Annotated in this window: 14 protein-coding genes; 4 read left to right on the forward strand and 10 right to left on the reverse strand. The window is 60.8% G+C overall.

The features are described 5' to 3' along the window. Nucleotides 1–79 precede the first annotated feature (79 nt). The 5 genes from AC07SU_RS15865 to AC07SU_RS15885 form a co-directional block, all read right to left on the reverse strand. Complete coding sequence (locus AC07SU_RS15865; protein WP_494997564.1) at nucleotides 80–619, reverse strand: C40 family peptidase; 540 nt, start codon at nucleotides 617–619, stop codon at nucleotides 80–82. Between the two features lie 145 nt (nucleotides 620–764). Further along, on the reverse strand, nucleotides 765–1,394 hold the full coding sequence (locus AC07SU_RS15870) for a C40 family peptidase (RefSeq protein WP_176996237.1): 630 nt from the start codon (nucleotides 1,392–1,394) through the stop codon (nucleotides 765–767). 213 nt (nucleotides 1,395–1,607) lie between these two features. Further along, complete coding sequence (gene hda / locus AC07SU_RS15875) at nucleotides 1,608–2,312, reverse strand: DnaA regulatory inactivator Hda (protein WP_010208669.1); 705 nt, start codon at nucleotides 2,310–2,312, stop codon at nucleotides 1,608–1,610. Nucleotides 2,313–2,515: 203 nt separating this feature from the next. Next, nucleotides 2,516–3,589: an AI-2E family transporter gene (locus AC07SU_RS15880; RefSeq protein ID WP_494997565.1), complete on the reverse strand. Its 1,074-nt coding sequence runs from the start codon at nucleotides 3,587–3,589 to the stop codon at nucleotides 2,516–2,518. A gap of 42 nt (nucleotides 3,590–3,631) precedes the next feature. Further along, entirely contained in the window at nucleotides 3,632–4,672 is a 1,041-nt protein-coding gene (locus AC07SU_RS15885; RefSeq protein WP_494997566.1) for a DUF2066 domain-containing protein, read from the reverse strand. Nucleotides 4,673–5,026: 354 nt separating this feature from the next. Here AC07SU_RS15885 and purM point away from each other — a divergent pair, with 354 nt between their 5' ends. The 4 genes from purM to AC07SU_RS15905 all read left to right on the forward strand — a co-directional run bounded on the left by purM (nucleotide 5,027) and on the right by AC07SU_RS15905 (nucleotide 8,025). Further along, nucleotides 5,027–6,085, forward strand: coding sequence for a phosphoribosylformylglycinamidine cyclo-ligase (gene purM / locus AC07SU_RS15890; RefSeq protein WP_034099596.1), 1,059 nt, complete (start codon nucleotides 5,027–5,029; stop codon nucleotides 6,083–6,085). Beyond that, nucleotides 6,085–6,735, forward strand: a complete 651-nt coding sequence (gene purN / locus AC07SU_RS15895; protein WP_071482945.1) for a phosphoribosylglycinamide formyltransferase — start codon at nucleotides 6,085–6,087, stop codon at nucleotides 6,733–6,735. Before purM ends, purN begins: the two co-directional genes overlap by 1 nt. 8 nt (nucleotides 6,736–6,743) lie before the next feature. After that, nucleotides 6,744–7,457, forward strand: a complete 714-nt coding sequence (locus tag AC07SU_RS15900; protein WP_176996241.1) for a DUF3108 domain-containing protein — start codon at nucleotides 6,744–6,746, stop codon at nucleotides 7,455–7,457. A gap of 379 nt (nucleotides 7,458–7,836) precedes the next feature. After that, complete coding sequence (locus tag AC07SU_RS15905) at nucleotides 7,837–8,025, forward strand: hypothetical protein (RefSeq protein ID WP_178919837.1); 189 nt, start codon at nucleotides 7,837–7,839, stop codon at nucleotides 8,023–8,025. A 169-nt stretch (nucleotides 8,026–8,194) separates the two neighbouring features. Here the strand turns inward: AC07SU_RS15905 and AC07SU_RS15910 are convergent, their stop codons facing one another. From AC07SU_RS15910 to cysM, 5 genes are all read right to left on the reverse strand, one after another. Then, nucleotides 8,195–8,740 (reverse strand): DUF2058 domain-containing protein, encoded by a 546-nt coding sequence (locus AC07SU_RS15910; RefSeq protein WP_494997567.1) that lies wholly within the window; start codon nucleotides 8,738–8,740, stop codon nucleotides 8,195–8,197. Between the two features lie 25 nt (nucleotides 8,741–8,765). Continuing rightward, nucleotides 8,766–9,599, reverse strand: coding sequence for a nucleoside triphosphate pyrophosphohydrolase (mazG, locus tag AC07SU_RS15915; protein ID WP_494997612.1), 834 nt, complete (start codon nucleotides 9,597–9,599; stop codon nucleotides 8,766–8,768). A gap of 158 nt (nucleotides 9,600–9,757) precedes the next feature. Continuing rightward, nucleotides 9,758–12,001 (reverse strand): GTP diphosphokinase, encoded by a 2,244-nt coding sequence (relA, locus tag AC07SU_RS15920; RefSeq protein ID WP_176996244.1) that lies wholly within the window; start codon nucleotides 11,999–12,001, stop codon nucleotides 9,758–9,760. Between the two features lie 137 nt (nucleotides 12,002–12,138). Then, nucleotides 12,139–13,491, reverse strand: a complete 1,353-nt coding sequence (gene rlmD, locus AC07SU_RS15925) for a 23S rRNA (uracil(1939)-C(5))-methyltransferase RlmD (RefSeq protein ID WP_494997568.1) — start codon at nucleotides 13,489–13,491, stop codon at nucleotides 12,139–12,141. Continuing rightward, a complete protein-coding gene (gene cysM, locus AC07SU_RS15930) occupies nucleotides 13,491–14,393 on the reverse strand; it encodes a cysteine synthase CysM (RefSeq protein WP_178919840.1) in 903 nt (300 codons plus the stop codon). The genes rlmD and cysM overlap by 1 nt, the downstream gene beginning before the upstream one ends. Between the last annotated feature and the right edge of the window lie 58 nt (nucleotides 14,394–14,451).

Below are 14,451 nucleotides of genomic sequence, written 5' to 3' on the forward strand. Positions count from 1 at the left end.
CCCCCCCCCCCCCCCCCCCCCCCCCCCCCCCCCCCCCCCCCCCCCCCCCCCCCCCCCCCCGGCTCCTACAGGATGTTTGTCAGGGGTTGCGAGCCAGGTTTGCTGGCAACACGCGCTTGGCACTCAGGTAGGCATTCTGCCAATACGCCTTGGACAAGGTGTCCAGTTTTACCGTACCGCCGGTTTGCGGCGCGTGCACGAAACGCCCTTCCCCTACATAGATCCCGGCATGGCTGACCTGTGAACCGCCACCGGTGGCGAAGAACAGCAAGTCGCCGGTCTGCAGGTTTTCTTCGCTGACGTCCTGGGCACGCATCACGATCAGCTCGCGGGTGGTGCGCGGCAACGAGATACCTGCCGCATCACGGTAGACAAAGCCGATCAAGCCACTGCAATCGAAACCGGAGTCCGGTGTGTTGCCGCCCCAGCGGTAAGGCGTGCCAACCAGGCCCAGCGCACGGAAGAGCACGTCTTCGGCAGCAGGCGAGAAGCTCTGGCTGGAATAGTTGAACACTGGCTTGGGCTTGGCCGCCACGAACGCAGGGGGCGGTGGGCGGCTTGCGCAGGCGCTGAGGAGCGCGACGCAAACGAGAAGAATGAGGCGGGCTGAGGTCGACATGGGCAGAACAATCCTGGTCTGGATGCGGCTTTTCGCTGCCGAACGCTGAAAACCAGAACGCGCAAGCAAAGCTCGCGCGAACGGATTACAACAATATCCAGGGATTCTAGCGCTTACACGTCAAACTTCAAGTATCACTTTAAGTTTACTTGCTAGCGGTAACCGTCGTCGGGGCCATGGCGAGTGCGCGCTTGGCTTCGATGAAGGTTCTGCTCCAGTAGCTGTCACCCAGGTTGTCGACTCGAACACCGCCACTGCGACGGCTGCTGGAGTGGATAAACTGGTTGTCGCCCAGGTAGATACCGGCATGGCTTACGCGACCACGACCCGCCGTACTGAAGAAAAGCAGATCACCCGGCTTGAGGTTGTTGCGCGCGACCAAAGGTGCATCCACGTTGATCATTTCGCGGGTGGAGCGTGGCAAGTTCATGCCCGCCTCTTCGCGAAACAGGTAGCCGATGAAGCCGCTGCAGTCGAAACCGGCTTCAGAGGTACCGCCGAAACGGTAACGGGTACCGATCAGGGACATGCCGCGTTCAAGAATGCTGTCGGCCAGAACTGGAAGCTGATAAGGCTTGTTGCCGGCGAAGTCGGCCAGTTCCTTCTCGGTTGCAACTTCTTCCTCATAAACAGTGGAAGACTGCGATGCAACGAATTTTGCCTGGGACTGCTGTTGGGTTTTCTGCTGCTCTGCCACTTGTTGAGGGTGGGAGGCGCAACCAAACAACAGGGTAACGAGTGCGAGGGGCACGAGGGGTGCGAAGCGATTTAGCATGGGCACGACCGTGGCTGATATGTAAAGAAGTCGAGACTATGCCCGCTATCAGATCGATTTGCAAATTCAATCGTGATCTATGTGACTTCTTGTTTGGACTATGACATCTAAGCCCTTAACACCCTATACGTGCCTTTTGCGTGGCCAAACCGGCCCAAACGCAGGTTTTCTGGCGCCTGTAATTTGCCAGAAACCCCGGAACACAAGGGTTGGCTACCAGCCGAGGGTTTCCTTGAGGAAGGGAATGGTGAGCTTGCGCTGGGCCTGCAAAGAGGCCTGGTCGAGCTGTTCGAGCAAGTCGAACAACGCACTCATGCTTCGGGTGCCGCGCGTGAGGATGAAGTGCCCCACTTCGTCAGTGAGGTGCAGGCCGCGACGGGAAGCGCGCAATTGCAAGGCACGCAATTTGTCTTCGTCGGACAATGGGCGCATCTGGAAGATCAACGCCAGGGTCATGCGCGACTTGAGGTCGGCCAGCTTGATCGGCAACTCGCGTGGCGAGGTGGATGCCGCGATCAACAGGCGCCGCCCACTGTCACGCAGGCGGTTGAACAGGTGAAACAGCGCCTCTTCCCATTCGGCCTTGCCGGCGATCGCTTGCAAATCGTCCAGGCACACCAGCTCGTATTGTTCGAGATGGTCGAAGATACCGATCCCGCGATCCATCAACTCCGCCAGGGGCAGGTATACCGCCGGCTCGCCCATCTGCTCGAAGCGCAGGCACGCGGCCTGCAACAGGTGGGTACGCCCCACGCCGTGCTTGCCCCACAGGTAGATCAGGCTTTCAGTCCACCCGGCGTCGGCTTCGCAAAGCCGCTCGACATAGCCGAGTGCAGCGGCATTGGCGCCTGGGTAGTAGTTGATAAAGGTGGCGTCGTCACGCAGACGCACACCCAAGGGCAGCTGAATCGGTTTCATGCTGACTGAACGGCTCCAAACGAACCGTTAGTGGCCTCTGTGTAAAGTTTGCAAAGTTTATACCCGTGACGCCGGGCGCACAATGCAGCAGACCACAAGCAAAATCAAAGGTTTGCGTTAACTTGGGCGATTTGCGCAAATTGTTTGACGCAGTTCCCCCATAAACAACAAACCCGGCCTGGGCCGGGTTTGTGACGAAGGGGTTACAGGTCGGGGTCTTCCACCCCCGTGTATACATCCGAATCCTTGTACAGATCATGCACATGGCGCACCAGCACCATGATCACCGCCGCCACCGGTAGCGCCAGCAGGATGCCGGTAAAGCCGAACAGCTCACCACCCGCCAGGATCGCGAAGATCACGGCCACCGGGTGCAGGCCGATCCGATCGCCCACCAGCAACGGCGTCAGCACCATCCCCTCCAACGCCTGCCCCACCATGAACACCGCAACAATGCCCAGCATCGGATACAGATCGCCACCAAACTGGAACAACCCCGCCACCAACGCCGCACCGATACCGATCACAAACCCCATATAAGGCACGATAGCGGCCAGGCCGGCGATCAGGCCGATCAACAGGCCCAGCTCCAGGCCGATCGCCATCAGGCCCGCTGCGTAGATGACCCCCAGCGCCAGCATCACCAGTAACTGGCCACGTACAAACGCCCCCAGCACTTCATGACATTCTTCGGCGAGAGAGACGATGCGCTCCTCACGATTACGCGGCAGCAGGCTGCGGATCTTGGCCATCATGATGTCCCAGTCGCGCAGCAGGTAGAACGCCACCACCGGGATCAGCACCAGGTTGGTCAGCCAGCCGATCAACGCCAGGCTGGACGCCGTGGCCTGGCTGAGCACCACACCCACGATATCGGTGGTCTGCCCCATGTGTTCGCTGATGGCCGCCTTGACCTTGTCGAACTTCCAGAACCCATCCGACAGCCCCAGCTTGGCCTGGGCCCACGGCATCGCCGTGTGCTGCAGCCAGTCGAGCATCTGCGGCGCCAGTTCATAGAGGCGAAACAGCTGCTTGGCCAGCATCGGCACCAGGACCAGCACCAATGCCGTGATGATCAAGGTGAACAAGGCGAACACCGCCACCACGCCCCAGGTGCGCGACAGGCCGACTTTCTCCAGGCGATCCACCACCGGATCGAACAGATAAGCCAGCAGCAACGCAACCAGGAACGGCGTCAGGATCGAATGCAGCAAAAACACAAAACCGCACAGCAGGACAATCCCGCCAAGCCACACCCAACGACGCGTATCCGCCATAAACCACTCCATCTCTAGCTGCTTCTATATAAGGAAGAACATTTACCAACGAAAACGCAGTTGCGCCTGAGGCTCGGGAGCAGGGGCCGGTTGAGTGCCCTCCACTGCCGGCTGCTGTGCAGGTGCCTCACCCGCAGGCACTTCCTGCAACTTGGCCAGGCTCAACTGGGTACGCAACTGATCGGCACTGCCATTGACGCGGTACACGATGCGATTGCCATCGACCAATTGGGGCTGCCCACCAAACGGCTCAAGCAGATGGCCCAGTGCGGCATAACGCTCAAGGGTCATGCCCTGCACTTCCAGCAGTTGTTCAGTACTCACGCCCGGCTTGACCGCGAAGCGTGGCGCGAGCTTCTGACTGACCGCCAGCATCACTGCATCAGCGACGGCGCCGGTATCAGCGCCTTGGGCGGTGCCCTGCTCGCTCTTGTCACCCAGCCACAAGCGCCACTTGGCTTGCCATTGGCTGCCTTCCTGGCGCGCATGCACCGCCAGCAACGCATCGGCGCCGTAACGCTCGGACGCGGCGCGCAAGGGTGTGGCGTCAGCGTTTTCCAGGTTCGGCCCAGTGGCGACCACTTGCTCGTCCAGGTCACCCAACGGCAGGCGCAGCGGCAAGCCACGATGTTGTGCGGCTCGGCGCAATGCCTGGGCGACCGCCTGGCCGTCACCGACCAGGCTGCTGCCTTCGGTGGAGTCGTTCAGCCACCAACCGAGGATCGACGGCCGATTGCTGCCCCAGATCGACAAACCCGCCTCACGCAAGGCGCGGTCGGTGCTCACCGGATCGAAATCCACTTGCAGGCTTTCCGGAGGGCCGGCGTCGTAGCCGTACTGGCTGATGATTTGTTGCGGATCTTTCCGGACGGCCACCAGGCCCGGGCCATCGCCAGCCTTGGCGTCGCCGGTCAGGCGGATCAACAGGGTTTGCACGGCGCGCTGAGTGGCCTGGTCGCGCTCTTGGGGCGACTGGCTGCTAACCGGTTCAAGTACTTGGTAAAGACCATTGAGGGTTTCGGCATGACTCGCCAGGCTGACCAACGACAAGCAGCCTACAAAGAAGAATTTGCACAGACGCATGAAAGATTCCCGAACGACAAAATTAGCGGCTGGAACAGACCGTGTGAACTCGGTTTGCCAAGGCTGTGACCACAGCGACTGGTAAAACATTCACAGGGTCTTGGTAAGTTTTCGTACTGTCATAACGATAGCGGGTTCAAGGCTATACCTTAATACGCGCCTTGGCAGACCCGGTCAGCATTTTTAACCGGCTTTTTTCACGGATATGGCCCTGCCCGTCGGCCCGAGGATGGCCGCTGCCCCTCAAGCCTGATAAAATCGCGCGCCTTCGCAGACCGTCAACGGCTGGGCCTTTTACAAAAAGCGCCTGCCCGCTCGGTCGTTACCCAGAAATCCCCCCTAAAGGCCTGGATCATGAGCAAGCAACCCTCCCTGAGCTACAAGGACGCCGGTGTAGACATCGACGCCGGTGAAGCATTGGTCGAACGCATCAAGAGCGTCGCCAAGCGCACTGCGCGCCCCGAAGTCATGGGCGGCCTGGGCGGTTTTGGCGCCCTCTGCGAAATCCCGGCCGGCTACAAGCAGCCTGTACTGGTCTCCGGCACCGACGGCGTGGGCACCAAGCTGCGCCTGGCACTGAACCTGAACAAACACGACAGCATCGGCATCGACCTGGTTGCCATGTGCGTCAACGACCTGGTGGTATGCGGCGCCGAGCCGCTGTTCTTCCTCGACTACTACGCCACCGGCAAGCTGAACGTGGACACCGCGGCACAAGTGGTCACCGGTATCGGCGCTGGCTGCGAACTGTCGGGTTGCTCCCTGGTAGGCGGCGAAACCGCTGAAATGCCGGGCATGTACGAAGGCGAAGACTACGACCTGGCCGGCTTCTGCGTTGGCGTTGTAGAAAAAGCCGAAATCATCGACGGTTCCAAAGTCGCCGCGGGCGACGCCCTGCTGGCCCTGCCGTCCTCCGGCCCGCACTCCAACGGTTACTCGCTGATCCGCAAGATCATCGAAGTGTCCGGCGCCGACATCGAGAACACCCAGCTCGACGGCAAGCCGCTGACCGACCTGCTGATGGCCCCGACGCGCATCTACGTCAAGCCACTGCTCAAGCTGATCAAGGACACCGGTGCTGTCAAAGCCATGGCCCACATCACCGGTGGCGGCCTGCTGGACAACATCCCGCGCGTCCTGCCAAAAGGCGCCCAGGCCATCGTCGACGTGGCCAGCTGGCAGCGTCCTGCAGTCTTCGACTGGCTGCAAGAGAAAGGCAACGTCAACGAAACCGAGATGCACCGCGTGCTGAACTGCGGCGTGGGCATGGTGATCTGCGTAGCACAAGAACACGTAGAAACCGCGCTGAACGTGCTGCGTGAAGCGGGCGAGCAGCCTTGGGTCATCGGTCAGATCGCCACTGCCCCGGAAGGCGCAGCCCAGGTTGAACTGAAGAACCTCAAGGCTCATTAATGTCTCAGACCTGTGATGTCGTGGTGCTGCTTTCCGGCACCGGCAGTAACTTGCAGGCCCTGATCGACAGCACGCGCACCGGCGACAGCCCGGTGCGCATTGCTGCGGTGATCTCCAACCGCAGCGACGCCTACGGCCTGCAACGCGCCAGGGACGCGGGTATCGAAACCCGCTCGCTGGATCACAAGGCTTTCGAAGGCCGCGAGGCCTTCGACAGCGCCTTGGTCGAACTGATCGACGCCTTCAACCCCAAACTCGTAGTGCTCGCCGGCTTCATGCGCATCCTCAGCGCTGACTTCGTGCGCCACTATGAAGGGCGCCTGCTCAACATCCACCCTTCCCTGCTCCCCAAGTACAAAGGCATGCACACGCACCAGCGTGCGCTCGATGCCGGCGACAGCGAGCATGGCTGCAGCGTGCACTTTGTCACCGAGGAACTCGATGGCGGGCCTCTGGTCGTACAGGCAGTGGTTCCGGTAGAGTCTGCAGACTCGGCGCAGACGCTTGCGCAACGGGTTCACACCCAGGAACACAGGATTTACCCGCTGGCTGTTCGCTGGTTTGCCGAGGGGCGGTTGATTCTTGGTGAACAGGGTGCATTATTGGACGGTCAGTTACTCGCGGCCAGCGGCCACTTGATTCGAACCTAGGAGATTTTATGCGTCGCGCCTTGCTCTTCGCTTTTGCGCTGTTCGCCTTGCCTGCCGTGCAAGCAGCAGACCTTCACCCTTTCTCCGCCAGCTACACCGCCGACTGGAAACAGTTGCCCATGAGTGGTTCGGCCGAACGCAGCCTGACCAAGAATGACAATGGCTCCTGGACCTTGAACTTCAAGGCTTCCATGATGATTGCCAGCCTCACCGAAACCAGCGTGATCCAATTCGACAAGGACGCCTTGCAACCGAAGAGCTACACCTTCGAACGCGGCGGCCTGGGCAAGGCGAAGAAGATCAACCTGGACTTCGACCACTCGACCAACAAGGTCACCGGTTTCGAAAACAAGGACCCGGTCAACGTCACCCTCGAAAGTGGCATGCTCGACAAGTCGACCTACCAGCTCGCCCTGCAACGTGACGTGGCTGCCGGCAAGAAGAGCATGAGCTACCGCGTGGTCGAAGGCACTGATGTCGACACCTACGACTTCCGCGTGATCGGCCCGGAAAAGGTCCAGACCAAGGCCGGCTCCATCGATGCGATCAAGGTCGAGCGTGTACGCGACCCGTCGCAGAGCAAGCGCATCACCCAGATGTGGTTTGCCAAGGACTGGGGCGGCATCCTGGTTGCCCTGCGCCAGGTTGAAACCGACGGCAAGGAATACAACATCATGCTGCTCGACGGCACCGTTGACGGCAAGGCTGTCAAAGGCAGCTGATGGGCGGGTGAGTTAGAGAAGAGGCCTCGCGGAATGCGGGGCTTTTTTTTGCCTGTCGGTTTTGCGTTGAAGCTTCTACCGCTATCGCCGGCAAGCTGGCTCCTACAGGAGGAATGCGTTCAAACTGTAGGAGCCGGCTTGCCGGCGATGGCGTCAGCATGGCCAATACAGCCCCATAAGCCTGACCCGAACATGAAACTTCTGTCATAAAACTCAATGACCTGCGACGCAATGTCACGGTTTACGTGGCCTGCAGGATAGTTGCGTTTTATGCAAAGAATTGTTGCGCGGAAAATCGGTTTACTTAGCAAGCTAACAAAACATATAAAAGAGGCCTGCGACGACTTGCCGCAGATCAACCAGAGATTGGAGCAAGCAGATGACTGTAAAAGTAACTGAACGCGACGACGAACATATGTCCCACGAAGCAGTAGCCCACGGGATTCATATCTGGGATGTACATCAGCAAGATCAGCTGGTCGGCATGTTTCACAACGAGAACGAAGCCCACAATTATAAAAACGAGCTCGAAAGTCTCGAACTGAAACGCCAGGCGCAAAGCTCCTGAGTATTCGTATGGTTGGGTACCTGGCCCACGCAGCCTGGGTACCTGAAAATACAAAACCCGCCTTTTGAGCGGGTTTTGTATTTAGGGGGGCCGCTATGCAGCCGGCGCGGGGCAAGCCCGCTCACTACAACAAACCCCGCCATTGGCGGGGTTTGTTGGTTTTACGGCGTTACCACATCAGATCGTCCGGGATCTGGTAGGCGGCGTATGGATCATCCTCATCCGGCACCTGGCTTTCGGTGAGGATATTGAGCTGCACGATACGCTCCGGTGCACGCTCCTGGATCTTCAGCGCCGCTTCACGCGGGATCACTTCATAGCCGCCACCGTGATGCACGATCGCCAGGGAGCCGTTGCTCAGCTTGTTGCGCATCAACGTGTTGACCGACAGGCGCTTGACCTTCTTGTCGTCCACGAAGTTGTAGTAATCCTCGGTGGTCAGCTTGGGCAGGCGCGAGGTCTCGATCAGTTGCTTGACCTGCGCGGTACGAGCCTTGGCCTCGGCCTTTTCCTGCTGCTGGCGGTTCAGCTCCTGGTCGCGCTTGACCTTCTCGGCCTGCGCTTCCTGGGCCAGGCGCGCCTGGGTGTCATCGGCTTCGATCTGGCCTTTGTGGACCAGACGTTGCTGCTTCTGTTTCTCTTTGCCGACCTGCTTGGCCTGCTTTTGGTTGACCAGACCTGCTTTGAGCAACTGGTCGCGAAGGGAAAGGCTCATGGTGCTTACTCACTTAGGCAACTGCTCAACCGCAGCTGGACACATTCTTTTCCTGACGTTTGGCTTCACCCCACAGGGCGTCCAACTCTTCGAGGGTGCAATCTTCTATGGGTTTGTGCGTATCGCGCAATGCCTGTTCGATAAATCGGAAACGTCGTTCGAACTTGGCATTGGCGCCACGCAGCGCGGTTTCCGGGTCGACCTTGAGGTGGCGGGCCAGGTTGACGGCGGCAAACAGCAGGTCGCCGACCTCATCAGCGATGGCCGCAGAATCGTTATCAGCCATGGCTTCGAGCACTTCATCCAGCTCTTCGCGCACGTTGTCCACCACCGGCAGCGCGGATGGCCAGTCGAAACCGACCTGGCTGGCGCGCTTCTGCAATTTGGCGGCACGGGATAAAGACGGCAAGGCGGTGGGCACATCATCAAGCAGGGACAATTGCTCCGGCGCGTCGGATTTTTCCGCACGCTCCTCGGCCTTGATCTGCTCCCAGCGCTCCTTGACCTGTTCCTCGCTCAGTTTCGGGATGTCCAATGGCGCATACAAGTCGCCCGTAGGGAACACGTGAGGATGGCGGCGAATGAGCTTGCGGGTAATGCTGTCGATCACCCCGGCGAACTCAAAACGCCCCTCTTCCCGCGCCAGCTGGCTGTAATACACCACCTGGAACAACAGGTCGCCCAACTCACCTTGCAGGTGATCGAAATCACCGCGCTCAATGGCATCGGCAACCTCGTAGGCTTCTTCCAGGGTATGGGGCACGATGGTGGCGTAGGTTTGCTTGATGTCCCACGGGCACCCGTATTGCGGGTCGCGCAGGCGGTTCATCAGATGTAGCAGGTCTTCAAGCGAATACATCATTCAATCTCTGCGCATATTTCCAGAACACTGAAAATCAACTGTGGGAGCTGGCTTGCCTGCGATGCTGACAACTCGGTCCATCAAGCAGACCGAGGCGATGCTATCGCAGGCAAGCCAGCTCCCACACAAGCCCGGTTCCCACGGGTTGTACCGCATCAAGGGGTGCGGTTACGCCGCGTCTCGATGATGTTCGGCAACTGGGAAATGCGCCCCAGCAACCGCCCCAATGCGTCCAGCCCCGGAATCTCGATGGTCAGGGACATCAACGCGGTGTTGTCCTCTTTGTTCGAGCGGGTGTTGACCGCCAGCACGTTGATCCGCTCATTGAGCAGCACTTGCGAGACGTCACGCAGCAAACCGGAACGGTCGTAGGCGCGAATGACGATATCCACCGGGTAGGTGAGCACCGGCACCGGCCCCCAACTGACCTGGATGATCCGCTCCGGCTCACGCCCGCCCAGCTGCAGCACCGAGGCGCAGTCCTGGCGGTGAATGCTCACGCCCCGGCCCTGGGTGATGTAGCCGACGATGGCGTCGCCCGGCAACGGCTGGCAGCAACCGGCCATTTGCGTCATCAGGTTGCCCACGCCCTGGATCTGGATGTCGCCGCGCTTGCCCGGCTTGTAGCCCGTGGCCTTGCGTGGGATCAGTTCCAACTGTTCGCTGCCGCGCTCCGGCTCGACCAGTTGCTGGGCCAGGTTGACCAGTTGCGCCAGGCGCAGGTCGCCGGCACCCAGCGCCGCGAACATGTCTTCGGCGATCTTCATGTTGGCCTTTTCGGCCAGCTTGTCGAAGTCCACCTGCGGCAGGCCCAGGCGCGCCAATTCGCGCTCGAGCAAGGTTTTGCCGGCTGCGACGTTCTGGTCGCGGGCCTGCAACTTGAACCAGTGGACGATCTTCGCCCGTGCCCGCGACGTGGTGATGTAGCCCAGGTTCGGGTTCAGCCAGTCGCGGCTCGGCGTGCCGTGCTTGCTGGTGATGATCTCGACCTGTTCACCGGTTTGCAGGCTGTAGTTGAGCGGCACGATGCGCCCGTTGATCTTGGCGCCCCGGCAGTTGTGGCCGATCTCGGTGTGCACGCGGTAGGCAAAGTCCAGCGGCGTGGCGCCCTTCGGCAAATCGATGGCATGGCCGTCAGGGGTGAAGATGTAGACCCGGTCCGGCTCGATATCCACCCGCAACTGTTCGGCCAGGCCGCCGATGTCGCCCAGCTCTTCGTGCCATTCCAGCACTTGGCGCAGCCAGGAGATTTTCTCTTCGTACTGGTTGGACCCGGCCTTGACGTCGGTGCCCTTGTAGCGCCAATGCGCGCACACACCCAGCTCCGCCTCTTCGTGCATGGCGTGGGTGCGGATCTGCACTTCCAGTACCTTGCCCTCGGGGCCGATCACGGCGGTATGCAACGAGCGGTAGCCGTTCTCCTTGGGGTTGGCGATGTAGTCGTCGAATTCCTTGGGAATATGCCGCCACAGGGTGTGGACGATGCCCAGCGCGGTGTAGCAGTCGCGCATTTCCGGCACCAGCACGCGCACTGCACGCACGTCGTAGATCTGGCTGAAGGCCAGGCCTTTGCGCTGCATTTTGCGCCAGATGGAATAGATGTGTTTGGCACGGCCGCTGATGTCGGCTTCAACGCCGGTGGCCTGCAACTCGGAGCGCAGCTGGTTCATCACGTCGGTGATAAAGCGCTCACGGTCCAGGCGCCGCTCGTGCAGCAGCGTAGCGATCTGTTTGTATTGGTCGGGCTCAAGGTAGCGGAAGGACAGGTCCTCCAGCTCCCACTTGATGTGGCCGATACCCAGGCGGTGCGCCAGCGGCGCGTAGATATCGAAGACTTCGCGGGCAACGCGATTGCGTTTTTCGTCGTCGGCGGTCTTCACCGCACGGATCGCGCAGGTGCGCTCGGCCAGCTTGATCAGTGCAACGCGCACGTCATCGACCATGGCCACGAGCATCTTGCGCAGGTTCTCGACCTGGCCCTGGGTGCCCAGCACCATGGATTGGCGCGGGCTGAGGCTGGCGCTGATGGCGGCCATGCGCAGCACGCCGTCGATCAGCTTGGCCACCACGGCGCCGAAACGCTGGCTGACCAGCGGCAACGCGATATGCCCTTCGCGCACGCCGCGATAGAGCACGGCGGCGATCAGCGAATCCTGGTCCAACTTGAGATCAGCGAGGATCTCGGCGATTTCCAACCCGGTGCGAAAGCTTGAAGTGCCTTCGGCCCACAGGTTCTTGGCCGCATTGTTTTGCTGCTCCGACTCACGAGCGAACTCGCAAGCGGCCTTCAAGGCTTCACGGTCCAGTGCCGGGTCGACACTGACGGCATGATCCAGCCATGCCTCGAGATTGATACTGCCGTCGGTGTTGATCGGCTGGTGTGCTCTCACCTGTACCATCTTGCTTACCTTCCCTACGACGCACCTTCGATGCGCCAAAAATCATCGCTGACCTGCTTTAACTATTAAAGCTTACGCACGCTCCCTGGCAGGTCACGGCCTTGGAGAATGCAGGCCAGTCGGATTAAACGGGCATCCTAGCCCGCTTCAAATAACGCCATGGCCTCGACATGCGCTGTCTGCGGAAACATGTCGAGGATCCCGGCACGCTTTAGCCGGTAGCCTTGCTTGACCAACTCAACCGTGTCCCGCGCCAGCGTGGCCGGGTTGCAGGACACATACACCAGGCGCTTGGCCTTGAGGGTCGCCAGCTTGCGCACGACCTCCAGGGCACCATCGCGAGGTGGGTCCAAGAGTACCGCAGAAAAGCCCTGTTTGGCCCATTCTGCGTCGGTCAAAGGCTGGGACAAATCGGCCTGAAAAAACTGCGCATTATGCAAATTGTTGCTGACGGCATTGAGCGCCGCCCGGTCGACCATGGTCTGTACACCCTCTACCGCCACCACTTCACGCACCTGTTGGGCCAGTGGCAGGGCAAAGTTGCCCAGGCCACAGAACAGGTCCAGCACGCGCTCATCCGGCTGTGGCGCCAGCCATTCCAGGGCCTGGGCGACCATCGCCTCGTTGACGCCAGCGTTGACTTGCACGAAGTCGCCCGGGCGGTAAGCCAACTCCAGATTCCACTGCTCCAACCGGAAGCCCAGCTCCGCGTCGGCTTCGACCGGCTCTGGTTGCCCCTCGCCATGCAGCCACAGCTGGGCTTCATGGAAGGCACAGAATTCTTTCAACACCGCCAGGTCCGCGTCGGACAACGGCGCCATATGCCGCAGCAACACGGCGATGGACGTGCCACTGAACAACTCCACGTGCCCCAGGGCCTGTGGTTTGCTCAGGCGCCGCAACATGTTTGGCAAGCGCTGCATGATCGGTTGCAAGGCCTGTACCAGCACCGGGCAATCGTCGATGGCCACAATGTCCTGGCTAGCCACGGCGCGGAAACCCACCTCCAGATGTTTGGCCTTGGCGTCCCAACGCACCGCCACACGGGCACGGCGACGGTAGCCAAATTCCGGCCCACTGAGTGGGGCCGCCCATTCTTGCGGCTCGACACCCGCCACACGGGACAATTGTTCGGCGAGCATGCGCTGTTTCAGGGCAAGTTGTTCGGCATGGGGCAAATGCTGCACGCTGCAGCCGCCACAACGGCCGACGTGGGCACACGGCGCCGGCCGGCGCAATTCACTGGCTTTGAACACCCGCTCGGTACGCGCCTCGACGATTTTGCCGTGAGCGCCCAACACCCGCGCCTCGACTTCTTCGCCGGCGAGCGCACCGTTCACAAACCAGGTACGGCCTTCGAAGAACACGATGCCCCGGCCATCATTGGCCAGGCGCTCGATGGTCAGTTTTTGCTTCTTGCCTACAGGGATCTGCGGGGCCCGGCTGCCGCCCGTCGGTTGGAAGCGCAGGCCTCTCTCGTGCTTGGCCATCAGTTGGGTTCGTCGAAGATGCCGGTCGACAGGTAGCGGTCGCCTCGGTCACAGATGATCGCGACGATCACCGCGTTTTCCACTTCTTTGGACAAGCGCAACATGCCGGCCACGGCGCCGCCCGAGGACACGCCGCAGAAGATGCCTTCTTCACGCGCCAGGCGGCGGGTGGTGTCTTCGGCTTCACGCTGGGCCATGTCGATGATGCGGTCCACGCGGGTCGCGTTGTAGATCTTCGGCAGATACTCCTCGGGCCAGCGGCGGATACCGGGGATGGCCGCGCCTTCCATCGGTTGCAGACCAACGATCTGGATCGCCGGGTTCTGCTCCTTGAGGTAGCGCGAGTTGCCCATGATGGTGCCGGTGGTGCCCATGGAGCTGACGAAATGGGTGATGGTGCCCCCGGTCTGGCGCCAGATTTCCGGGCCAGTGGTGGTGTAGTGCGCCTCGGGGTTATCACCGTTGGCGAACTGGTCCAGCACCAGGCCACGGCCTTCGGCGGCCAGGCGCTCGGCCAGATCACGCGCGCCTTCCATGCCTTCTTCCTGGGTGACCAGGATCAACTGGGCGCCATAGGCGGTCATCGCCGCCTTGCGTTCGGCGCTGCCGTTGTCGGGCATGATCAAAATCATCTTGTAACCCTTGATCGCCGCAGCCATGGCCAGGGCGATCCCGGTATTGCCCGAGGTGGCTTCGATCAAGGTGTCGCCGGGCTTGATCTGCCCGCGCAATTCGGCGCGGGTGATCATCGACAGCGCCGGGCGGTCCTTCACGGAACCGGCCGGGTTGTTCCCTTCGAGCTTGAGCAACAGGGTGTTGCTGGTTTCACCCGCCATGCGTTGCAAGCGGACCAGGGGCGTGTTGCCGACGCAATCGGCGATTGTAGGGTACTGCAAGGTCATGGCGTATTCGCAATCCAGACTGCGGGGCGCACATCATACCGGGAAAGGCCGGCGGGCC

This window comes from Pseudomonas sp. GW821-FHT05H12 (assembly GCF_059419385.1).